This window comes from Streptomyces sp. 7R007 (assembly GCF_054850255.1).
The window spans coordinates 99,537-121,351 of record NZ_JBTWMV010000023.1; the positions used below are offsets into that span (position 1 = coordinate 99,537).

Below are 21,815 nucleotides of genomic sequence, written 5' to 3' on the forward strand. Positions count from 1 at the left end.
TACCTACGGCCCATGTTGGGCCGTGCAGAGGATTCACCTCTCATTGGGGGGAGTCCCCATACCCCCCAAGTGAAACTTCGGGCCCAACAAGGAGAGCAGGGAACCCAGATGGCGGAGCTCACGATCCGGCCGGAGGAGATCCGGGACGCGCTGGAGAACTTTGTCCAGTCGTACAAGCCGGACGCGGCCTCGCGCGAGGAGGTCGGTACGGTCACCCTTGCCGGCGACGGCATCGCGAAGGTCGAGGGCCTGCCCTCGGCCATGGCCAACGAACTGCTGAAGTTCGAGGACGGCACCCTCGGCCTCGCGCTCAACCTGGAAGAGCGCGAGATCGGCGCCATCGTCCTCGGTGAGTTCAGCGGCATCGAGGAGGGACAGCCGGTCACGCGCACCGGCGAGGTGCTCTCCGTCGCGGTCGGCGAGGGCTACCTCGGCCGCGTCGTCGACCCGCTCGGCAACCCGATCGACGGCCTCGGTGAGATCGAGACCGACGGCCGCCGCGCCCTCGAACTGCAGGCCCCCACGGTCATGCAGCGCAAGTCGGTGCACGAGCCGATGGAGACCGGCTACAAGGCCGTCGACGCGATGACCCCGATCGGCCGCGGTCAGCGTCAGCTGATCATCGGCGACCGCCAGACCGGCAAGACCGCCCTGGCCGTCGACACGATCATCAACCAGCGCGACAACTGGCGCTCGGGCGACCCGAACAAGCAGGTGCGCTGCATCTACGTCGCCATCGGCCAGAAGGGCTCCACCATCGCGTCGGTCCGCCGCGCGCTGGAGGAGAACGGCGCGCTGGAGTACACGACCATCGTCGCCGCCCCGGCGTCCGACCCGGCCGGCTTCAAGTACCTGGCGCCCTACACCGGTTCGGCCATCGGCCAGCACTGGATGTACGCCGGCAAGCACGTGCTGATCATCTTCGACGACCTGTCGAAGCAGGCCGACGCCTACCGCGCCGTGTCGCTGCTGCTGCGCCGTCCGCCGGGCCGCGAGGCCTACCCCGGTGACGTCTTCTACCTGCACTCCCGCCTCCTGGAGCGCTGCGCCAAGCTCTCCGACGAGATGGGCAAGGGCTCGATGACGGGTCTGCCGATCGTCGAGACCAAGGCCAACGACGTCTCGGCGTTCATCCCGACCAACGTCATCTCCATCACCGACGGCCAGTGCTTCCTGGAGTCGGACCTGTTCAACGCCGGTCAGCGCCCCGCGCTGAACGTCGGCATCTCCGTCTCCCGAGTCGGTGGTTCCGCGCAGCACAAGGCGATGAAGCAGGTCTCCGGCCGACTGCGCGTCGACCTCGCCCAGTTCCGCGAGCTGGAGGCGTTCGCCGCCTTCGGTTCCGACCTGGACGCCGCCTCGAAGGCGCAGCTGGAGCGCGGTCAGCGCATGGTCGAGCTGCTGAAGCAGGCGCAGTACCAGCCGATGTCGACCGAGGACCAGGTCGTCTCGGTGTGGGCCGGCACCACCGGCAAGATGGACGACGTCCCGGTCAACGACATCCGCCGCTTCGAGAAGGAGCTCCTCGAGTACCTGCACCGCAAGGAGCAGGGCCTCATGACCTCCATCAAGGAGGGCGGCAAGATGTCGGACGACACCCTCAGCGCCGTTGCCGACGCGATCGCCGACTTCAAGAAGCAGTTCGAGACCTCGGACGGCAAGCTTCTCGGCGAGGACGCCCCGGCCGCCGCCAAGTGACGTAAGGAAGGGACCTGACTCATGGGAGCCCAGCTCCGGGTCTACAAGCGTCGCATCCGATCCGTCACCGCGACCAAGAAGATCACCAAGGCGATGGAGATGATCGCCGCCTCGCGCGTCGTCAAGGCGCAGCGCAAGGTGGCCGCCTCCACGCCGTACGCGCAGGAACTGACGCGTGCGGTCACGGCGGTCGGTACCGGCTCGAACACCAAGCACCCGCTGACCACGCAGGCCGAGACGGTCACGCGGTCCGCGGTGCTGCTCCTGACGAGCGACCGAGGGCTTGCCGGTGCCTTCAACTCCAACGCCATCAAGACGGCGGAGCAGCTCACCGAGCGGCTGGAGCGCGAGGGCAAGGAGGTCGAGATCTACATCGTCGGCCGCCGTGGTGTCGCCCACTACAACTTCCGTGAGCGCAAGATCGCGGAGTCGTGGACCGGCTTCACCGACGAGCCGTCGTACGCCGACGCCAAGAAGGTCGCGGCCCCGCTGATCGAGGCCATCGAGAAGGACACGGCCGACGGCGGCGTGGACGAACTCCACATCGTCTTCACCGAGTTCGTCTCGATGATGACGCAGACGGCGCTCGACGACCGTCTGCTGCCGCTCAGCCTCGAAGAGGTGGCGAAGGAGGCGAAGCCGCAGGGCGAGATCCTCCCGCTCTACGACTTCGAGCCCTCGGCGGAGGACGTCCTCGACGCCCTGCTGCCGCGCTACGTGGAGAGCCGTATCTACAACGCGCTGCTCCAGTCGGCCGCCTCCAAGCACGCCGCCACGCGGCGCGCGATGAAGTCGGCCACCGACAACGCGGGCGAGCTCATCGAGACGCTCTCCCGTCTTGCCAACGCGGCCCGCCAGGCCGAAATCACCCAGGAAATCAGCGAGATCGTCGGTGGCGCGAGCGCCCTGGCCGACGCGACCGCGGGGAGTGACCGCTAATGACCACCACTGTTGAGACCGCGACGGCTACGGGCCGCGTCGCCCGGGTCATCGGCCCGGTCGTCGACGTGGAGTTCCCCGTCGACGCGATGCCGGACATCTACAACGCCCTGCACGTCGAGGTCTCCGACCCGGCGAACGCGGGCGAGAAGAAGACGCTGACCCTGGAGGTCGCCCAGCACCTGGGTGACGGCCTGGTCCGCACCATCTCCATGCAGCCCACCGACGGCCTGGTCCGCCAGGCCCCGGTCGTCGACACCGGCGCCTCCATCTCCGTGCCGGTCGGCGACTTCACCAAGGGCAAGGTGTTCAACACCCTCGGTGAGGTGCTCAACGTCGACGAGTCCTACGACGGCGAGCGCTGGCCGATCCACCGCAAGGCCCCGAACTTCGACGAGCTCGAGTCGAAGACCGAGATGTTCGAGACCGGCGTCAAGGTCATCGACCTGCTGACCCCGTACGTCAAGGGCGGCAAGATCGGTCTGTTCGGCGGCGCCGGCGTCGGCAAGACGGTGCTCATCCAGGAGATGATCTACCGTGTCGCTAACAACCACGACGGTGTCTCCGTGTTCGCCGGTGTCGGCGAGCGCACCCGTGAGGGCAACGACCTCATCGAGGAGATGACCGACTCGGGCGTCATCGACAAGACCGCCCTGGTCTTCGGTCAGATGGACGAGCCCCCGGGCACCCGTCTGCGCGTCGCGCTGGCCGGCCTGACCATGGCCGAGTACTTCCGTGACGTCCAGAAGCAGGACGTGCTGTTCTTCATCGACAACATCTTCCGCTTCACGCAGGCCGGTTCCGAGGTCTCCACGCTGCTCGGCCGGATGCCCTCCGCGGTGGGTTACCAGCCGAACCTGGCCGACGAGATGGGCCTCCTCCAGGAGCGCATCACCTCCACCCGCGGTCACTCGATCACCTCGATGCAGGCGATCTACGTCCCTGCGGACGACCTGACCGACCCGGCCCCGGCCACCACCTTCGCCCACCTCGACGCGACGACGGTTCTGTCCCGTCCGATCTCGGAGAAGGGCATCTACCCGGCCGTGGACCCGCTGGACTCCACGTCCCGCATCCTGGACCCGCGCTACATCGCGCAGGACCACTACGACGCCGCCATGCGCGTCAAGACGATCCTGCAGAAGTACAAGGACCTCCAGGACATCATCGCGATCCTCGGTATCGACGAGCTCGGCGAGGAGGACAAGCTCGTCGTCCACCGTGCCCGTCGCGTGGAGCGCTTCCTGTCCCAGAACACCCACGTCGCCAAGCAGTTCACCGGCGTCGACGGGTCGGACGTCCCGCTGGACGAGTCGATCGCGGCCTTCAACGCGATCTGCGACGGCGAGTACGACCACTTCCCGGAGCAGGCGTTCTTCATGTGCGGTGGTCTTGAGGACCTGAAGAAGAACGCGAAGGAACTCGGCGTTTCCTGAGCTTCGCGCTCGTGAAGGGGGGCGGGCGCGTCCCGCCCCCCTTCGTACGCCTACTAGACTTGTAACCAACACCCGGCCAAACCGCCGGGTGGTGACCCGAGGAGCCACCTTGGCTGCTGAGCTGCACGTCGCGCTGGTCGCGGCCGACCGAGAGGTCTGGTCCGGCGAGGCCACCCTGGTCGTCGCGCGCACCACGTCCGGCGACATCGGCGTCATGCCCGGTCACCAGCCGCTGCTCGGTGTGCTGGAGTCGGGCCCGGTGACCATCCGTACGAGTGACGGTGGGACGGTCGTCGCCGCGGTGCACGGCGGTTTCATCTCGTTCGCGGACAACAAGCTGTCGCTGCTGGCCGAGATCGCCGAGCTGTCGGACGAGATCGACGTCCAGCGCGCGGAGCGCGAGCTGGAGCGGGCGAAGGCGGAGGGCGACGCCGCCGCCGAGCGCCGCGCGGACGTACGACTGCGTGCGGCGGCCACGCGCTGAGGCCGCGCGGAGCTGTATGACGTCACTCAGCCGCGATCGGAACCGGAGCAATCCGGAGCCGGTCGCGGCTGAGGCAGATATGGATGTTTTTTCCGTTCCGTTACCTGTATTCGGTACCTAGGAGACGAGGAGGTCGGTGTCGATGGTCCTCGCTCTGACTGTGTGCGGAATCGTCGTGGCCCTGGTGGTGCTGGGGCTGTTCGTCTTCGGGCTGCGCCGCAGACTGATCCAGCGCTCCGGGGGCACCTTCGACTGTTCCCTGCGCTGGGACGTCCCCGAGAAACCCGACACCAGCGGAAAAGGCTGGAGCTACGGCGTCGCCCGGTACAACGGCGACCGCATCGAGTGGTACCGCGTCTTCTCCTACGCCTACCGGCCGCGCCGTGTCCTGGAGCGCGCCGCCATCGAGGTCGCCGGCCGCCGGCTGCCCGAGGGGGAGGAGGAGCTGGCCCTCCTCTCCGACGCCGTCGTGCTGACCTGTCTGCACCGCGGCACCCGCCTCGAACTCGCCATGAGCGAGGACGCGTTGACGGGGTTCCTGGCCTGGCTGGAGGCGGCGCCTCCCGGTCAGCGGGTCAACGTGGCCTGACACACCGGGTTCGGGAGATCGGCCTGCGAGGCCACGACCGTGGGCCGCTCCGGGCTCAACGTCACCGTGACGCTCACCGGCGACACGGCCAGCAGTGCCGCGGCCGTCGCCCCCGCGAATCCCCCGTAGGTCACCGCCCTGGACGGTGCGGGCCGCTCGTTCCTGCGTGGCCTGTGGGACCTGCGTTTCATTCTTCCCCCCAGAATGAGTCATTCCGTTTACTGCCTGAGATACAGGATGTTCCCGGTCGGCGGCCTGCCGCACCTGCCGACCTTCCTGCCGGCCGGGCCGGATGGCCCCCTCCCGCGCACGCCAGGGGCGCGCGGCATGCACCGCGCGCCCCTGGTGGGGTTTTCCGGCCGTCAGCCCAGACCGCTGCTGAGGGCGCTCACCAGCTCCCCGTTGCTGGTGTCACCGCTGAACTCCCAGAAGAAGGCGCCGCCCAGGCCCTGGGACTTGGCCCACGCCATCTTGGTGCCGATGGTGGCCGGGGTGTCGTACGACCACCAGTTGCTGCCGCAGTGCGCGTACGCCGTCCCCGCGATCGTGCCGGTCGCCGGGCAGGACGTCTTGAGCACCTTGTAGTCCTCGATGCCCTGCTCGTAGGTGCCGGCCGCCGGACCCGTCGCCGTGCCGCCGGGCGCGTCCTGCGTCACGCCCGTCCAGCCGCGGCCGTAGAAGCCGATGCCGATGAGCAGCTTCGAGGCGGGGACCCCGATCGCCTTGTACTTGGCCATCGCGTCGGCGGTCGTGAAGCCCGCCTTGGGGATGCCGGAGTAGGAGGTGAGCGGGGAGTGCGGGGCGGTCGGGCCCTGGGCGTCCCAGGCGCCGAAGAAGTCGTACGTCATCACGTTGTACCAGTTGACGTACTGCGCGGCGCCCGCATAGTCGGCGGCCTCGATCTTGCCGCCGGTGGAGCCGTCCGCGGTGACGGCCGCGGTGACCAGGGCGGAGGAGCCGAACTTCGCGCGCAGCGCGGCCATCACATTCTTGAAGGCCGCCGCCCCGCTGGTGTCACAGCTCAGCCCGCAGGCGTTCGGGTACTCCCAGTCGATGTCGATGCCGTCGAAGACGTCGGCCCAGCGGGAGTCCTTGACCAGGTTGTAGCAGGACTCCGCGAACGCGGTCGGGTTGGCCGCCGCCTGCGCGAAGCCGCCGGACCAGGTCCAGCCGCCGAAGGACCACAGCACCTTGATGTTCGGGTACTTGGCCTTCAGCTCGCGCAGCTGGTTGAAGTTGCCCCGCAGCGGCTGGTCCCAGGTGTCGGCGACGCCGCTGACCGACTGGTCGGCGGTGAACGCCTTGTCGTAGTCGGCGTAGGAGTCGCCGATCGCGCACTGGCCGTTGGTGACGTTGCCGAAGGCGTAGTTGATGTGCGTGATCTTCGACGCGGAGCCGGACGTCACCAGGTTCTTGACGTTGTAGTTGCGGCCGTAGATGCCCCACTCGGTGAAGTAGCCGAGCTTGACCTTGTCGCCGGTGGTCGGGGGAGTGGTGGTGCCGCCCGTGGTGTGCACGGCGACCGCGCCGCTGACCGGTCCGGTCTGGTCGGCGGTGTCGCGGGCCTGCACGGTGTAGGAGTAGTCGGTGCCGGCGGTCAGGCCGGTGTCGGTGTAGGAGGTGGAGGTCACCGTGGAGACGACCTTGCCGTCGCGCAGGACGTCGTAGTTCTTGACGCCCTTGTCGTCGGTGGCGGCCGTCCAGCTGAGCTTCACCGAGGTGTCCGTGATGCCCGACGCGGTCGGGGTGCCGGGCGCGGACGGCGCCGCGTCGCCCGGGACGGTCGTACCGCCGTCACAACTGCCGCCGTTCAGCGTGCAGTTGCTGGGCGATCCGGATCCCGTGCCGTTGAAGCCGAAGGAGACGGAGGCGCCCGGGGCGAGGGTGCCGTTGTAGGACTTGTTCTTGGCGGTCCAGTGGGTGCCGGAGGAGGTGACGTCCGCGTCCCAGGCCGAGGTGACGGCCGTGCCGGACGGGAAGTCCCACTGGATCGTCCACGAACTGATGCTGCTGGACCCGGTGTTGGTGACCGTCCACTTGCCTTCGAAGCCGGTGCCCCAGTCCTGGGTCTTGGTGTAGGTGGCCGTGGCACCGGTGGCGTCCGCCGCGGCCTGGGCGGGGCCCGAGAGACCGACCAGACCGGCCAGGGGGAGCAACAGGGTCGCGAACCCTGCCGCGGCTCTGTGTTTGAAGCGCATGCTGCGCCTCCCTCATATTGGGGGTGTCAGGGGCATGACTGAGCCTTCACGCCCACGGTGCCGCGAGAATAGAAAGGTCTGGACCACGGGTCAATAGGTCTGGACCAGTTCTCTCGGCCGGCGCAGTCGTCGCCCCCGGTCAGCGCTCTCCGCCGGGCACCCACAGCACGTCGCCGACGTCCTTGTTCGCCGTGCGGGCCAGGATGAACAGGAGGTCGGAGAGGCGGTTGAGGTAGGTGGCGGTCAGCGGGTTCATCGTCTCGCCGTGCACCTCCAGGGCGGCCCAGGTCGACCGCTCGGCACGGCGGACGACCGTGCAGGCCTGGTGCAGGAGGGCCGCGCCCGGGGTGCCGCCGGGGAGGATGAAGGAGCGCAGCTTCTCCAGACGCTCGTTGAAGCGGTCGCAGTCCGCCTCCAGCTTGTCGACGTAGAACTGCTCCACCCGCAGCGGCGGGAACTTCGGGTCCCGCACCACCGGCGTCGACAGGTCCGCCCCCACGTCGAACAGGTCGTTCTGCACGCGGGTGAGGACCTCGACGACCTCCTCGTCCAGACCGCCCAGGGCGATCGCCGTGCCGATCACCGCGTTCGCCTCGTTGGCGTCGGCGTAGGCCGCGATCCGCAGATCGGTCTTGGCGACCCGGCTCATGTCGCCGAGGGCGGTGGTGCCCTGGTCGCCGGTCCTGGTGTAGATGCGCGTCAGATTGACCATGGGGCCAGCGTAATTACGCCCCGGCCGTCCGGAACACGCGTGTGCCCACCGTCACGGCCGCCGCCGCGAAGGCGACGGCCACCAGCAGGCCGTACAGCATGTGATCCGTCGCGTACGAGCCCACGTAGGCGTCCCGCACGGCGTCCACCAGATAGCGGAACGGGGTGAGGTGGGACAGCACGTCCAGCCAGGCCGGGGCCAGGGTCATGGGGAGCATCAGGCCGGACAGGAGCATGGAGGGCAGCGTCAGCGCGTTGACCGCCGGGGCGAACTCCTGGGGTGTGGCGACCTTCAGGGCGAGCGCGTAGGAGAGCGAGCCCAGCGCGAGGGTCAGCAGGGCCACGAAGGCGAAGCCGATCAGGACTCCGGGCAGCGGAGCGCGCAGGCCCATCGCCACCGCCGCGAGCACGAGCAGCACCGCCTGGAAGACGAGGACCGTGGCGTCCCGCAGGACCCGCCCGAGCAGCAGCGCCAGCCGGCTGACCGGCGTCACGCGCAACCGCTCCAGCACGCCCTGCCCCTTCTCGATGATGATCGCGAAGCCGGCGAACGACCCGCCGAACAGCGCCAGTTGCAGCAGCAGGCCGGGCACCAGGACCTGCCAGCTGGTGCCGCGCGAGTCCAGCGGCAGGCGGGTCAGCAGGGGACCGAAGAACAGCAGGTACAGCAGCGGCATCAGCAGGCCGAAGAGGAGGGCGAGGCGGGAGCGGAGGGACTGACGGAGATAGCGGCCGTAGATCAGGCCGGTGTCGTGGAGCAGCATCTCTTCCGGACTCCTATACGGCTACGGGGGCTGCGTCGGCCGGCAGGGGACCGCGGCCGGTGATCGCGAGGAACGCGTCCTGGAGCGTGGCGTCGACCGAGCCCGCGTGCGCCAGCTTCAGGGCGCTCGGCGTGCCGTCGGCGACGACCGTGCCGTGGTCGACGATCACCAGGCGGTCGGCGAGGGCGTCGGCCTCGTCCAGGTAATGGGTCGTCAGGAACACCGTGGTGCCGTGCTCGTCGCGCAGCCGGCGGATCAGCCGCCACAGATCGGCGCGGCTGCCGGGGTCCAGACCCGTCGTCGGCTCGTCCAGGAACAGCACTCGGGGGCGGTGGGTGAGCGCCATCGCGATGTCGAGGCGGCGGCGCTGACCGCCGGAGAGGGTGCCGCACTTGCGTTCGAGCAGGTCGTGGATGCCGAGCTCGCGCGCCAACTCCTCGGCGCGCGAGACGGCCTGCCCCTTCGCCAGGCGGTACAGCCGGCCCTGGGTGACGAGTTCCTCCCGGGCGGTGAGCTGCGGATCGAGGCCGCCCGACTGCGCGACGTACCCGCACGCCCGCCGCACTCCGGCGGGGTCGGTCGCCAGGTCGTGCCCGGCGACCGCGGCCGAGCCGCCGGTCGGGGCGAGCAGGGTCGTCAGCATGCGCAGGGTGGTCGTCTTGCCGGCGCCGTTCGGGCCGAGGAAGCCGAGGATCTCGCCCTCGTGGACGGTGAGGTCGATGCCGCGCACGGCCTCGACGGGGCCGTGCCTGGTCGGGAAGGTGCGGGCCAGGGCGGCCGCGGTGATGACTGCTGGCATGGCACCAGAAAAACAGAGAGCCTTAAATTTTACAATGCCTCCAAAATTTCAGGGAGCCCAGGAACAGCTAGGATCCCCCCATGGCAGAGGGGCTCAGGGAGCGGAAGAAGCGCGAGACCAGGCAGCGCATCTCGGACATCGCCACCGGGCTGTTCCTGGAGCGCGGCTTCGGGGCGGTCACCATGGCCGACGTGGCCCAGGCCGCCGACGTCTCGGTGAACACCGTCTACAACTACTTCCCGGCCAAGGAGGACCTCTTCTTCGACCGCAGCCAGGGCGTCCTGGAACGGCTGTCGCGCTGGGTGCGCGCCCGGGACGCGGGCGAGTCGGCCGCCGCCGCCGTCCTGCGCGAACTGCGCGACGAGCTCACGGCCGTCTCGCCGCGCCTCGGGCTGATGGAGGGCTACGACCGCTTCATGCGCGTCGTCCACGAGGCGCCGGCGCTGCGCGCCCGGCTGTGGGCGATGCAGCAGGAGACGCAGGAGAACCTGACGGCGACCCTGCGCGCGGAGACCGGCGCGGCCCCCGGCGACCCGCTGCCCGGCCTGATCGCCGGTCAGATCTGCTGGGTCCACAACACGGTCGTGGGCACCGTCGGCCGCGAGATGGTCAAGGGGCGCAAACCGGATGAAGTGTCGCGCGAGACGCTCACCCTCCTCGACGACATCGAGGAGCTGTTGAGCGAGAAGGTGCTCAACTACGCCGTACGAGGCGCGGAATGAGCCGTGCCGGTGTGATGTCCGTCAGATGAGACGTGACGCGCATTACTTACCGGTCACACGGCACCTCACGGACGCTAAGGTCCGCCGAAGAGGCATACGCAAACGGTGTGTAAGGCGTTTCAAAGGGGAGTCGCAGACGTGGCACGGAAGCTCGCCGTCATCGGCGCCGGCCTGATGGGTTCCGGCATCGCCCAGGTCTCCGCGCAGGCGGGCTGGGACGTCGTCCTGCGCGACGTCACCGACGAGGCACTGGACCGTGCCGTCGGCGGTATCCAGGCGTCGTACGAGAAGTTCGTCGCCAAGGGCAGGCTCGAAGCGCACGACGCCGACGCCGCGCTCGGCCGGATCACCACGACCACCGACCTGGACGCCGCGGCGGACGCGGACGTCGTCGTCGAGGCCGTCTTCGAGAAACTGGAGGTCAAGCACGAGATCTTCCGCACGCTCGACAAGATCGTGCGGGACGACACCGTGCTCGCCTCCAACACCTCCGCGATCCCGATCACCAAGATCGCGGCGGCCACCGAGCACCCCGAACGGGTCGTCGGCGTGCACTTCTTCTCGCCGGTGCCGATGATGCAGCTCGTCGAGCTGGTCCGCGGCTACAAGACGAGCGACGAGACCCTGGCCACCGCACGGCGGTTCGCCGAGTCCGTCGGCAAGACCTGCATCGTCGTCAACCGCGACGTCGCCGGCTTCGTGACGACCCGCCTGATCTCGGCGCTCGTCGTCGAGGCCACCAAGCTGTACGAGTCGGGCGTGGCGAGCGCCGAGGACATCGACCTCGCCTGCAAGCTGGGCTTCGGCCACGCGATGGGCCCGCTGGCCACGGCGGACCTGACCGGCGTCGACATCCTGCTGCACGCCACCAGCAACATCTACACCGAGTCGCAGGACGAGAAGTTCGCCCCGCCGGAGCTGATGCGCCGGATGGTGGACGCCGGTGACATCGGACGCAAGAGCGGGCAGGGCTTCTACACGTACTGATCCATCCGTACGTACCGCCACTGAAACCGCACAGGCCCCAGGAGTCTCACTCCTGGGGGTGAATTCGGTATCGGTTCGCTTACAGACGGCAACCTGGTCGCCGCTGGAGCAGTCAGACGTTGCACAGCCACCGTCATGGAGTACGAGCACGCAACCGCACGCACGGGGAGCGCATATGCACATCAGGGGCGACCACGCCGAGCTGGTCGTCGGGGGCCGCCTCGACGTCCGCAGCGCGGCGGACGCCCGTACGGTCCTGCACACGGCCGTCGACGACGGAGCCGGCGACCTGGTGCTCGACCTGTCCGAACTGGACTCCTGGGACGCCACCGGACTCGGGGTGATCATGGGCGTCCACCGGCGGGCCGGCCGCTGCGGCCGGCGCCTGGTGCTGCGCGGCGTACCGCCGCAGATGCAGCGCCTGCTGGTGGCCACCCGGCTGCACCGGATCCTGGCGATCGAGGGGGGCATCGGGGTGGAGTCGCTGCCCCGCGTGTGACCTCCGGCACGCGTGGGACGGGGGCGGCCGCACGTTCCGGCCGAGAGGCGCAGGTCAGCGCAATCCTCATGAGACTGTGACGTCTCGGACGGCGCGGTACCCCGGGCTGTCGTAGATACTGTGCGAAGGTTTAGGGTTCGGCTGCCCGCCGTCAGCGAAACCCTCAGCGGGCACCGGACCAGAAGCGACAGCGAGGTGTGCGGCAAGGCCGGGAGGGGCTGTATCGGCACACGATCGCTTTTGGGGGGCTTGAACCTATGGACCCGAACAACCGGGGACCCGAGGAGTACGGCCATGAGGGTGACGGCGACACGCCGCGCCCGCGCCCGTCCAGGGACCCCCTCACACCCGACTTCGGCCAGCACGCGCCCGCGCTCGCCCGCACCGTGCAACTCGTCGCGGGCGACCACCTGCTCACCGTCAACCCCGTCGACGGCAGCGAGATAGAGCCCTGCCCGCCGGGAGAACGCCCCGGCCGGCCCGAGAAGCTCGGCGCCGCTGAGCGGGCGGAGGTGGACCGCGCCGCCAAGGCGCCCGTCCCGCCCGGGCCCGCCCTGCCCGCGCTGCCGCTGCTGGAGCGCCAGGACGAGCGCGAGCGCCTGGTCCGCCTCCTCGCCCGCGGCCGCTCGGTCCGGCTCACCGGCCCCGCCGGCTCCGGCCGCACCAGCCTCCTCGACGTCGTCGCCGAGGACTGCGCGGACCTCGCCCCCGACGGCGTCGTACGCCTCAGCGGCTTCCACCGCACCGCCGACGACCTGCTGCACGACCTCTTCTACGCCGTCCACGACGCACCCCTGTGCCGCCCGGACCGGGACGAACTGCTCGCCTGCGTCCGGGACGTCGGCGCGGTCGTCGTCCTCGACGACATCGAGTTCGGCGGCGCCGCCCTGGACGAACTGCTCGACGCCACGCCCGAGTGCGCGTTCCTGATCGGCGCCACGCCGGACGTGCCCGCGCCGTCCGCCGACTCCGCCGTCGAGGAGGTCGTCCTCACCGGCCTCGAACGCGCCGCCGGCGTCGACATCCTGGAGCGCGTCGCCGGCCGGGCGCTCACCGAGGAGGAGGCCAACTGGGCCGGCGACCTCTGGTTCGAGTCCGAGGGCCTGCCCCTGCGGTTCGTCCAGGCCGGCGCCCTGCTGCGCCAGCGCGACCAGCTGCGGGCCGGGGCCGACGCCGTCGACGAGTTCGGCGTCTTCGCCGACGCCCTGCCGGTCGACGCCCCCTTCGAGACGCCGTTCGGCGCCGAGGACGGCGACGAGACGCCCCTGCCCTCGCTCGGCGAGGCCGCCGCGCCCGCGCCGCTGCTCGCCGCCCGGCTCAGCGCCTCCGCCCGCGCCACCCTGCGCTTCGCCGTCGCGCTCGGCGGCGAGATACCCCATCAGGCCCATCTGCCCGCCCTCGTCGGCGACACCCACGCCGACGCCGCCCTCGGCGAACTCGCCGCCTGCGGACTGGTCTCCCCGGTCGGCTCCCGCTACCGCCTCGCGGCCGGCGTGCTCCAGCAGCTGGAGGCCGCCGGATACGCCGACGACGTCGAGGCCCAGGCCCTGGCCGCCGCCCGGCACTACGCCTGGTGGGCCGGCCACCCCTCGGTCACCCCGGAACGCGTCTGCGCCGAGGCCGACGCCCTGCTCGCCGCGCTCGGCGTGCTGGTGCCGGGCACGACCCCGCCCGCCGAGGGCGAGGAGTCCGTCACCGTGCAGCTGGCCCGCACCGCGGCGCCCGCCTTCGCCGCGGGCCTGCACTGGAGCGCCTGGGAGCGCGCCCTGCGCGCCGGCGCCGAGGCCTCCCGGCTGGCCGGCGAGGTGTCCGAACAGGCTTACTTCCACCACGAACTGGGCGTCCTCGCGCTCTGCGAGGGACAGCTCGACCGGGCCCGCGCCGAGCTGGAGACCTCCATCGGCCTGCGCGGAGCCCTCGCCGACAAGCGCGGCACCGTCGCCGGCCGCCGCGCCCTCGCCCTGGTCGCCGACCGCTCCGGCACGGTGCCGGGCTTCGGCTCGACGGCGGGGGAGGAGGTGCCGGACGCGCGCTCGGAGGAGTCCCAGTCGCCGCCGGGAGGCGTGCCGGCCGCGTTCCCGTCCACGGGGGACACCGCCACGGTGGTCGTCCACCGTGCCACGGCCGGGCCCGGTACGCCGCCCAAGCCGCACCGGGCGGGGCTGCGGGGCCTCGCCCGCCGCAACCTCGTCGCGGCCGGCGCGGGCGCGCTGCTCGCGGCGGTGCTGGGCACGGTGGTGACGCTGGGCGCGACGTCGAACAACGGCGCCGACAACCCGTCCGACAACGTCAACGTCAACCCGTCGGCCAGCGCGGGCCTCGACGACGGCTCCCTCGGCGCGGACACGCCCAAGAACGACGCGGGCAACGCCTCCGGCGACACCGGCACGGCCACCAGCCGCCCGACCGACCCGGGCCCCGACGGCACGTTCGGCACGTCGGACGATCCGACGCCACCGTCCGACGGGACGACGCCGTCGGACGACCCGAGCGGGACGAAGGGTTCCGGCGGTTCCGGGAGCGGGGGGTCGTCGCACTCGCCGTCCAAGTCGCCGTCGAAGTCACCGTCTTCGAGCCCGACGCCTTCCAAGACGGCATCGCAGACACCGTCCCAGTCCTCGTCGCCGTCACCGTCCGACTCGACGTCGCAGCCGCCGACGGACACCCCGACGACCAACACCTCGGCCAGCGGCTCCGCCTCCAGCAGCGCCCCGGCCGAGACCACCACGAGTGCGGGCACCCCGAGCGGCTCCGCCGGCTCGGTGATCTGAGCGTCGCGGCGTCAGAACAACCGCAGCTTGTCGTCCTCGATGCCGCGCAGGGCGTCGTAGTCCAGGATCTGGCAGCCGATGCCCCGGTCCGTGGCCAGCACACGGGCCTGGGGCTTGATCTCCTGGGCCGCGAAGATGCCGCGGACCGGGGCGAGGTGCGGGTCGCGGTTCAACAGGTCGAGGTAGCGCGTGAGTTGCTCCACGCCGTCGATCTCACCGCGCCGCTTGATCTCGACCGCGACCGTCTGGCCCTCGGCGTCCCGGCAGAGGATGTCGACGGGCCCGATGGCGGTCATGTACTCGCGCCGGATGAGCGTGTAGCCCTCGCCGAGGGTCTCGATGCGGTCGGCGAGGAGTTCCTGGAGGTGCGCTTCCACGCCGTCCTTGATCAGACCGGGGTCCACGCCCAGTTCGTGCGAGGAGTCGTGGAGGATCTCCTCCATCGTGATGATCAGTTTCTCGCCCGCCTTGTTGGTGACGGTCCAGACGCCCTTGTCGTCCCCGTCCCCCTCCTTCAGCGTGCAGGGCGGCGACATCCAGTTGAGGGGCTTGTAGGCCCGGTCGTCCGCGTGGATCGACACACTGCCGTCCGCCTTGACCAGGATCAGACGGGGCGCGGAGGGGAGATGGGCGGTGAGCCGGCCCGCGTAGTCGACGGAACACCGGGCAATGACGAGACGCATGGTCGGCAACGCTACTCGACAGACCGGAGCTCACGCGATTCGCCCTCCCGTCTCCCGCCACCCCCCTCGAACGAGGCCCTGCGGGCCGCCCCTGTTGTCCCGGAAAACGTATGACCACCCCTGTTCAGTCGTGGCCGATTGTGTGCCCAACGAGGCCTGCCTATGTACGCGTTCGCCTGGTGCGGTCACCGTCGGTTGCCTACCGTAGGGAACGGGAGGTCGCGAGGCGTGTACACAGCGTGCTGGTAATCGCGGACTCCCTTATCTGTCCGGCAACCCCCGTCGATCACGGGGGTGCGAGAGGAGAACCCATGTCGCTCGACGTCTCACCGGCCCTACTCGAAAAGGCCGAGCGAGGCGAGGTCGACGAAGCGGAATTCGTCGACTGCGTCCGGACCTCCCTGCCCTACGCATGGGAGATGATCAGCTCCCTGGTGGCCCAGCTGAAGGTGGACGGCGGAGACTTCGCCGACAACCAGACGCCCCCGCCGGACGAGCAGGCACGCGGTCAGCTGCTGCGTGCGCTGGCGAGTGACGCGATACGCGGCGCCCTGCAGCGGCACTTCGGTGTGCGGCTGGCCTTCCAGAACTGCCACCGGGTGGCGGTCTTCCCGATGGACTCGTCGGTCGACGGGACGCTGGCCCGCTTCACCTCGGTGCGCAGTCAAGTGCTCAACCAGTCCCCGGAGTTCCGGGACTGCTGAGCCGCGAGTCGCCGGCTTGCCGCTCCATACGCGGGAGGTGCATTCAGTACTGGGGCGGCAAGCTCCGTGCCGGACAGGGCGGTTCAGCCGAGGTGCGGGAGAACCTCGGCACCGAGCCGCCGTACGTTCTCCTCGGTGGCCGTGAGGTCTCCCGAGCCCTCCACCAGCAGGGCGAAGCGGGAGATGCCGGTCCGCTCGCTGGTCGCGGCGAGCCGGTCGGCGGCGAGCCGCGGGGTGCCCACCGGGTGCAGCCCGCAGAGCAGTTCGGTGTAGGCGAGCGGGTCGCGCATGCCCCGCGCCCGGCCGTCCACCGTGACGTGCGCGTCGAGCCCCTGCCGCAGCCAGCCCGGCATCGCCTTCGTCAGCACCTCCACCGCGTCCGTGCGCCGGTCCGCGAGCTGGCAGACGCCGGCCGAGACATGGCCCGCGTGGCGGATCTCCTCCGCCGGACGGCCCGCGGCGCGCGCGTGCTGCCGCCACAGGGCGACCATCTCGGCCTTCTCCTCGTCCCCGACGTGCATCCCGAGCAGCATCGGCAGCCCCCGCTCCGCCGCCAGCCGCACGCTCGCCGGCGAGGTGCACGCGACGAGCACCTCGGGCCCGGGCGCCTCCGACAGGGCCTGTGACGGCCGGGGCACGACGGGCACCTCACGGAAGCGGAACCGCTCCCCGTCGGCCGCCACAGACGGCTCGCGCAGCCAGCGCACCAGCAGATCCAGTGCTTCCGGGAACCCCTTCTCGTAGGCCGCGAGACCCGTGCCGAAGACCTCCAGGTCGACCCACGGACCCCCGCGCCCCACGCCCAGCGAGAACCGCCCGCCGGAGGTGACGTGCAGCAGCGCGGCCTGCTCGCCGAGCGCCACCGGGTGGGCGGTGGGCAGCACGCTCACCGCCGTGCCGACCCGGATGCGGCGGGTGCGGCCGAGCAGTAAGGCGGCCAGGGTGACCGCGGACGGGCAGGTGCCGTACGGCACGAAGTGGTGCTCGGCCAGCCAGACCGAGTCGAGCCCCGCCTCCTCGGCGACCTCCGCCGTACGGACCGCGCGGTGCAGCGCCTCCCCCTGGCCCTGACCGGGGAACTGGGCTGCCAACACGAAACTTCCCACGTGCATGTTTTCCTGCTTCCTTGGCTCCGACACGGAGCTCCCCCACCCGGCATAACCGTCTGACACGTGCCGAGGACACGGCCTGGCGGAGAGATTTCCGGATTGTGTGCCGAATCGGCGGCCGCCGAGGGGGACTTGCGGGGGTTGGTGCCCGTACGCGTACCCCTGCCGGGCCCGCGTAGGCTGGACACGAGCCCTGCTTCCTGTATAGCCCGGTGAGGTGTCCTGTGTCCCCGCGTCGCAACCGACCCAAGGGAACCGGCTCGTCCGCGCGGAGCGCCGAGGACGACCGGTCCGGCCGTTACGGCGGCTGGCAGTCCAGCGAGAGCTGGCGGGGCGAGGACTGGAGCGTGCGGCACGTGGCGGGCGCCAGCGCCGAGGGCAAGACGTACCGCTGCCCGGGCTGCGACCAGCTGATCCCCTCCGGCGTCCCGCACGTGGTGGCCTGGCCGGAGCACGCGGGCGTCGACGACCGGCGGCACTGGCACAAGGCCTGCTGGAACGCCAAGGACCGCCGCACCACGCGGGTGCAGCGGTCCCGTAACGCGCCGCGGTTCTGAGCCCCGCGGCTCACACGTCCCGGCTCCGCAGCAGGGCCACCGCCCCGGCGAAGGCGGCGGCCGTGACGCCGAGCACGATCCACAGCGGGTCCCAGCCGGTGGGGCCGGAGTCGCTGAGGGAGTTGGTGTAGAAGACGCTGAGCTGGTTCGGGATCGAGTAGTCGAACAGGGCGTTGCGCAGGTCCTCCAGGGCGGAGGAGAACATGAACAGCGCGATCACCAGCGGGGCCAGGACCAGGCCGATCATGATGGTGATGGCGCCCGCGGAGTGCCGGATGATCGAGCCGACGACGAGCGAGAGCAGGCCGAGCAGCGCGATGTAGAGCGAGATGCCGACGGTGCCCTTCAGCCACTCGGTGCCGGTCGGGTCCTTGGCGCCGTCCAGGATCGCCACGTCGGCGAGGGCGACGACGAGCACCGAGGCGAACGTCACGGTGAACGCCACCAGGAAGAACACGATCGCCTTCGCGGCCAGCACGCGGGCCCGCGACGGGCAGGCGGTCATGGTCGTGCGGATCATGCCGGTGCCGTACTCCGAGGCGGTGGTCAGCACGCCGAGGGTGATGATGCACATGCTGCCGAGCAGCAGCCCGAAGACGCCGAACGACAGCGGGTTCTGGTCCGACAGGCCGCTCTCGCCGTCGTTGGCGGAGACCAGCGCGGCCACGAGCAGGCCGATGCCGACGACCAGCAGGACGAACACGCCGAGCGTCCACATCGTCGAGCGCACGGACCGGATCTTCGTCCACTCGGAGGCGATCGCGTGCCCGAGGTGTGCGCGCACGACCGGGATCGGCGAGGTGTAGCCGTTCGGATACGGCGAACCGGCCGCCACCTGCCAGTCGGATACGGCGGCCTGCGGCATCGGGGGCTGGGGCGTACTCATCGGGCGTCCTCGGACTTGGTCAGGTCGGTGCCGGGCTGCGCGGGAGCGGCGGCGGGGGCGGGCGTCGGCGAAGGGGCGGGCTGCCCGCCCTGGGCCGCCGCGGGCTGCGGGGCGGCCGCGGGAGCCTGCTCGGCGGGAGCCGGAGCGGGAGCGGAAGCCGGCGGCTGGGGCGCGGACGCCGGCCGGGCGGGCGTCTGGGGGGCCTGGGCGGGCTGCTGTGGCTGCTGGGCGTAGGGGTTCGGCTGTCCGGTGCCGGGGGCGCTCGGGGCGCCGTACGGGCCCGGCTGGGGCCGTCCGTCGCCGTACGGGCCCGGGGTGCCCTGGGGCATGGCGAACGGGGTGCCGCCCGCTCCGGGGGGCGGCGGGGCGTACCAGCCCGGCTGGCCCTGGCCGGGGACCGGCATCGGCGGCTGGGCGCCGGGCGGCAGGGGCTGCATCAGACCGGCCTTCTGGTCGGTCGTGGAGCGGTAGTCGACGGCGGCCTGCGTCATCCGCATGTACGCCTCCTCCAGGGAGGCCTGATGCGGCGAGAGCTCCCACAGGCGTACGTCGGCCTCGTGCGCGAGGTCGCTGATGCGGGGCAGCGGCAGTCCCGTCACCCGCAGCGCGCCGTCCTGCTCCGGCAGCACGTGGCCGCCCGCCTCGGTCAGCGCGGACGTCAGCTTCTCGCGCAGCTGCGGCTCGGTGTCCGGGGTGCGCACCCGCGCGAACCCGGCCGAGTTCGCGGCGATGAACTCCTGCACGCTCATGTCGGCCAGCAACTGCCCGCGCCCGATGACGATGAGGTGGTCGGCGGTCAGCGCCATCTCGCTCATCAGGTGGGAGGAGACGAAGACCGTACGCCCCTCCGCCGCGAGCGCCTTCATCAGGTTGCGCACCCACAGGATGCCCTCGGGGTCGAGTCCGTTGACCGGCTCGTCGAAGAGCAGCACCTGCGGGTCGCCGAGCAGCGCCGCGGCGATCCCGAGCCGCTGCCCCATGCCGAGCGAGAAGCCCTTGGACCGCTTCCTGGCCACGTCGTGCAGGCCCACCACGCCCAGCACCTCGTCGACCCGCCGGGCCGGGATGCCGGACAGCTGGGCCAGGCTCAGCAGGTGGTTGCGGGCCGAGCGGCCGCCGTGCACGGCCTTGGCGTCCAGCAGGGCGCCCACCTGACGGGGGGCGTTCGGCAGTTTCGCGTACGGGTGACCGCCGATCGTCACCTGCCCCGCGGTGGGGTTGTCCAGGCCGAGGATCATCCGCATCGTCGTCGACTTGCCGGAGCCGTTGGGCCCCAGGAAGCCGGTGACGGCACCGGGCCGCACCTGGAACGAAAGGTTGTACACAGCGGTCTTGTCGCCGTAGCGCTTGGTCAGGCCGACTGCCTCGATCATGCTCCGCACCCATCGAAAGGTTCAGCACAGCGGGGCACACGCCCCCCGTAAGGGTTAGGAGGATATCCAGGCGCTGACGGTTCCGCTCAAGAGGAGGTAAAAGGTGAGCCCCGGCTCACGCGTCCCGCCTCTTCAGCAGCACGTACCCGCCCGCGAGCGCCGCCGCCACCCACAGGGCCATGATGCCGAGCCCGCCCCAGGGCCCGTACGGGGTGTCGTCGTCGATCCTCGGCACCACCTGCATGATCTTGCTGCCGGCCTGGTCGGGCAGATAGCGGCCGATCTTCTTGGTCGCCGAAACGTTCCCCAGGATGTTGGAGATCAGGAAGAAGAACGGCATCAGGATGCCCAGCGACAGCATCGGCGACCGCAGCATCGCGGCGACGCCCATCGAGAACAGCGCGATGAGGGTCATGTAGAGCCCGCCGCCGATCACCGCGCGCAGCACGTGCGGGTCGCCGAGCGCGGCCTTGTGCGAGCCGAGCATCGCCTGCCCGAGGAAGAACGCCACGAAGCTGGTCGCCATGGAGACGACCAGGGCGAGCCCCGCGGCCACGGCGATCTTGCTGAACAGGAAGGTCCCGCGCTGCGGCACCGCGGCCAGCGAGGTGCGGATCATGCCGGTGCTGTACTCGTTGGAGACGACCAGCACCCCGAACACGATCATCGCGAGCTGGCCGAGGCTCATCCCGGCGAAGCTGATGTAGGTCGGGTCGAAGGACAGCTTGTCGTCGGCGCTCATGTTGTCGAACTCGTGCTCCGACAGCGCCGAGATCAGCATGCCGAGGGCGATCGTGACGACCACGGCGAGGGAGAGAGTCCACACCGTGGACGCCACCGACCGGATCTTGGTCCACTCGGACCGGATGACCTGGGTCGCCGCCATGTTCAGCTCCTCTTCCAGCCGTCGCCCCACTGCTGTGCCGGCGTGGGTGCGTCGGTGTGCGCGTGGTACTCCACCGACTCCGCGGTCAGTTGCATGAACGCCTCCTCCAAGGAGGCCTGCTGGGGGCTGAGTTCGTGCAGCACGATCTGGTGCTGCGCCGCCAGCTCGCCGATGTGCTCGGCCTTGCCGCCGTCCACCTCCAGCGCCCCGCTGCCCGCCTCGACGACGGTGACGCCCGCCTCGTGCAGCACGTCGAGCAGCCGCTCGCGCTGCGGGGTGCGGATGCGGACGTAGGTGCGCGAGTTCTGCGCGATGAAGTCGGCCATGGAGGTGTCGGCGAGCAGCCGTCCCTGTCCGATGACGACCAGGTGGTCGGCGGTCAGCGCCATCTCGCTCATCAGGTGGGAGGAGACGAAGACCGTGCGGCCCTGCGCGGCCAGCGACTTCATCAGGTTGCGGATCCAGTGGATGCCCTCGGGGTCGAGGCCGTTGACGGGCTCGTCGAACATCAGGATCCGCGGGTCGCCGAGCAGCGCGCCGGCGATCCCGAGCCGCTGTCCCATGCCGAGCGAGAACCCCTTGGCCTTCTTCCTCGCGACCGAGGTCAGGCCCACGGTGTCGAGCACCTCCGCCACCCTGCTCTTCGGGATGCCGTTGCTCTGGGCGAGGCACAGCAGGTGGTTGTAGGCGCTGCGCCCGCCGTGCACGGCCTTCGCGTCCAGCAGGGCGCCGATGTACTTGAGCGGGTCCTTGAGGCGGTCGTAGTGCCTGCCGTCGATACGGACGTCCCCCGCGGTCGGCCGGTCGAGCCCCAGCATCATGCGCATGGTCGTCGACTTGCCGGCGCCGTTCGGTCCGAGGAACCCGGTGACGATGCCGGGTCTGACGGTGAAGGAGAGGTTGTCGACCGCCACCTTCTCGCCGTACCGCTTCGTCAGGCCCTCGATCTCGATCATGCCGACACGCTAAGGCGCCGGTTGGACCACTGCCAACCGGACGGGCAAACACAGGCCGACGACG

21 protein-coding genes are annotated in these 21,815 nt (G+C 70.5%); 11 read left to right on the forward strand and 10 right to left on the reverse strand.

Features of this window, described 5'->3' with window-relative positions:
• The first annotated feature begins 108 nt into the window (after positions 1-108).
• The 5 genes from atpA to ACYF6T_RS27580 all read left to right on the forward strand — a co-directional run bounded on the left by atpA (position 109) and on the right by ACYF6T_RS27580 (position 5,146).
• Positions 109-1,698 (forward strand): F0F1 ATP synthase subunit alpha, encoded by a 1,590-nt coding sequence (gene atpA / locus ACYF6T_RS27560; protein ID WP_461699734.1) that lies wholly within the window; start codon positions 109-111, stop codon positions 1,696-1,698.
• A gap of 21 nt (positions 1,699-1,719) precedes the next feature.
• Positions 1,720-2,637: a F0F1 ATP synthase subunit gamma gene (locus ACYF6T_RS27565; RefSeq protein WP_461699736.1), complete on the forward strand. Its 918-nt coding sequence runs from the start codon at positions 1,720-1,722 to the stop codon at positions 2,635-2,637.
• On the forward strand, positions 2,637-4,073 hold the full coding sequence (gene atpD, locus ACYF6T_RS27570; RefSeq protein ID WP_461699738.1) for a F0F1 ATP synthase subunit beta: 1,437 nt from the start codon (positions 2,637-2,639) through the stop codon (positions 4,071-4,073). The genes ACYF6T_RS27565 and atpD overlap by 1 nt, the downstream gene beginning before the upstream one ends.
• Positions 4,074-4,182: 109 nt before the next feature.
• Positions 4,183-4,557 carry a F0F1 ATP synthase subunit epsilon gene (locus ACYF6T_RS27575; RefSeq protein WP_053850769.1) on the forward strand — a complete coding sequence of 125 codons (375 nt, stop codon included), beginning with the start codon at positions 4,183-4,185 and terminating at the stop codon, positions 4,555-4,557.
• Between the two features lie 142 nt (positions 4,558-4,699).
• Complete coding sequence (locus ACYF6T_RS27580; RefSeq protein WP_200699345.1) at positions 4,700-5,146, forward strand: DUF2550 domain-containing protein; 447 nt, start codon at positions 4,700-4,702, stop codon at positions 5,144-5,146.
• A 362-nt stretch (positions 5,147-5,508) separates the two neighbouring features.
• On the opposite strand, the gene ACYF6T_RS27585 is transcribed toward ACYF6T_RS27580, so the two are convergent.
• From ACYF6T_RS27585 to ACYF6T_RS27600, 4 genes are all read right to left on the reverse strand, one after another.
• Entirely contained in the window at positions 5,509-7,344 is a 1,836-nt protein-coding gene (locus ACYF6T_RS27585; protein WP_461699740.1) for a glycosyl hydrolase family 18 protein, read from the reverse strand.
• Positions 7,345-7,483: 139 nt separating this feature from the next.
• The gene (locus ACYF6T_RS27590) at positions 7,484-8,056 is read right to left on the reverse strand and encodes a cob(I)yrinic acid a,c-diamide adenosyltransferase (RefSeq protein ID WP_461699741.1); all 573 of its coding nucleotides are present in this window, start codon (positions 8,054-8,056) and stop codon (positions 7,484-7,486) included.
• Positions 8,057-8,069: 13 nt separating this feature from the next.
• Positions 8,070-8,819 carry an ABC transporter permease gene (locus tag ACYF6T_RS27595; protein ID WP_461699742.1) on the reverse strand — a complete coding sequence of 250 codons (750 nt, stop codon included), beginning with the start codon at positions 8,817-8,819 and terminating at the stop codon, positions 8,070-8,072.
• A gap of 13 nt (positions 8,820-8,832) precedes the next feature.
• On the reverse strand, positions 8,833-9,618 hold the full coding sequence (locus tag ACYF6T_RS27600) for an ABC transporter ATP-binding protein (protein WP_461699743.1): 786 nt from the start codon (positions 9,616-9,618) through the stop codon (positions 8,833-8,835).
• Positions 9,619-9,698: 80 nt separating this feature from the next.
• Here ACYF6T_RS27600 and ACYF6T_RS27605 point away from each other — a divergent pair, with 80 nt between their 5' ends.
• The 4 genes from ACYF6T_RS27605 (at position 9,699) to ACYF6T_RS27620 (ending at position 14,597) form a co-directional block, all read left to right on the forward strand.
• Entirely contained in the window at positions 9,699-10,340 is a 642-nt protein-coding gene (locus tag ACYF6T_RS27605; RefSeq protein WP_461699744.1) for a TetR/AcrR family transcriptional regulator, read from the forward strand.
• A 138-nt stretch (positions 10,341-10,478) separates the two neighbouring features.
• Positions 10,479-11,327: a 3-hydroxyacyl-CoA dehydrogenase family protein gene (locus ACYF6T_RS27610; protein WP_461699745.1), complete on the forward strand. Its 849-nt coding sequence runs from the start codon at positions 10,479-10,481 to the stop codon at positions 11,325-11,327.
• Positions 11,328-11,502: 175 nt separating this feature from the next.
• Positions 11,503-11,826 (forward strand): STAS domain-containing protein, encoded by a 324-nt coding sequence (locus ACYF6T_RS27615; protein ID WP_461699746.1) that lies wholly within the window; start codon positions 11,503-11,505, stop codon positions 11,824-11,826.
• A 257-nt stretch (positions 11,827-12,083) separates the two neighbouring features.
• Entirely contained in the window at positions 12,084-14,597 is a 2,514-nt protein-coding gene (locus tag ACYF6T_RS27620) for an ATP-binding protein (RefSeq protein ID WP_461699748.1), read from the forward strand.
• Positions 14,598-14,608: 11 nt separating this feature from the next.
• Here ACYF6T_RS27620 and nucS read toward each other — a convergent pair whose 3' ends face one another.
• Positions 14,609-15,280 (reverse strand): endonuclease NucS, encoded by a 672-nt coding sequence (nucS, locus tag ACYF6T_RS27625; RefSeq protein WP_461699749.1) that lies wholly within the window; start codon positions 15,278-15,280, stop codon positions 14,609-14,611.
• Positions 15,281-15,591: 311 nt separating this feature from the next.
• Between nucS and ACYF6T_RS27630 the strand changes: the two genes are divergently transcribed.
• The gene (locus ACYF6T_RS27630) at positions 15,592-15,984 is read left to right on the forward strand and encodes an SCO5389 family protein (protein ID WP_461699750.1); all 393 of its coding nucleotides are present in this window, start codon (positions 15,592-15,594) and stop codon (positions 15,982-15,984) included.
• An 83-nt stretch (positions 15,985-16,067) separates the two neighbouring features.
• Here ACYF6T_RS27630 and ACYF6T_RS27635 read toward each other — a convergent pair whose 3' ends face one another.
• Positions 16,068-17,096: an LLM class flavin-dependent oxidoreductase gene (locus tag ACYF6T_RS27635; RefSeq protein WP_461699751.1), complete on the reverse strand. Its 1,029-nt coding sequence runs from the start codon at positions 17,094-17,096 to the stop codon at positions 16,068-16,070.
• A 221-nt stretch (positions 17,097-17,317) separates the two neighbouring features.
• On the opposite strand from ACYF6T_RS27635, the gene ACYF6T_RS27640 reads away from it, so the two are divergent.
• Positions 17,318-17,650, forward strand: a complete 333-nt coding sequence (locus ACYF6T_RS27640) for an ATP/GTP-binding protein (RefSeq protein WP_461699752.1) — start codon at positions 17,318-17,320, stop codon at positions 17,648-17,650.
• Positions 17,651-17,660: 10 nt separating this feature from the next.
• On the opposite strand, the gene ACYF6T_RS27645 is transcribed toward ACYF6T_RS27640, so the two are convergent.
• The 4 genes from ACYF6T_RS27645 to ACYF6T_RS27660 form a co-directional block, all read right to left on the reverse strand.
• Complete coding sequence (locus ACYF6T_RS27645; RefSeq protein ID WP_461699754.1) at positions 17,661-18,536, reverse strand: ABC transporter permease; 876 nt, start codon at positions 18,534-18,536, stop codon at positions 17,661-17,663.
• On the reverse strand, positions 18,533-19,909 hold the full coding sequence (locus ACYF6T_RS27650; protein ID WP_461699755.1) for an ABC transporter ATP-binding protein: 1,377 nt from the start codon (positions 19,907-19,909) through the stop codon (positions 18,533-18,535). Before ACYF6T_RS27650 ends, ACYF6T_RS27645 begins: the two co-directional genes overlap by 4 nt.
• A gap of 115 nt (positions 19,910-20,024) precedes the next feature.
• A complete protein-coding gene (locus tag ACYF6T_RS27655; RefSeq protein ID WP_461699756.1) occupies positions 20,025-20,795 on the reverse strand; it encodes an ABC transporter permease in 771 nt (256 codons plus the stop codon).
• Positions 20,796-20,797: 2 nt separating this feature from the next.
• Positions 20,798-21,751 carry an ABC transporter ATP-binding protein gene (locus ACYF6T_RS27660; RefSeq protein ID WP_461699758.1) on the reverse strand — a complete coding sequence of 318 codons (954 nt, stop codon included), beginning with the start codon at positions 21,749-21,751 and terminating at the stop codon, positions 20,798-20,800.
• Positions 21,752-21,815 lie beyond the last annotated feature (64 nt).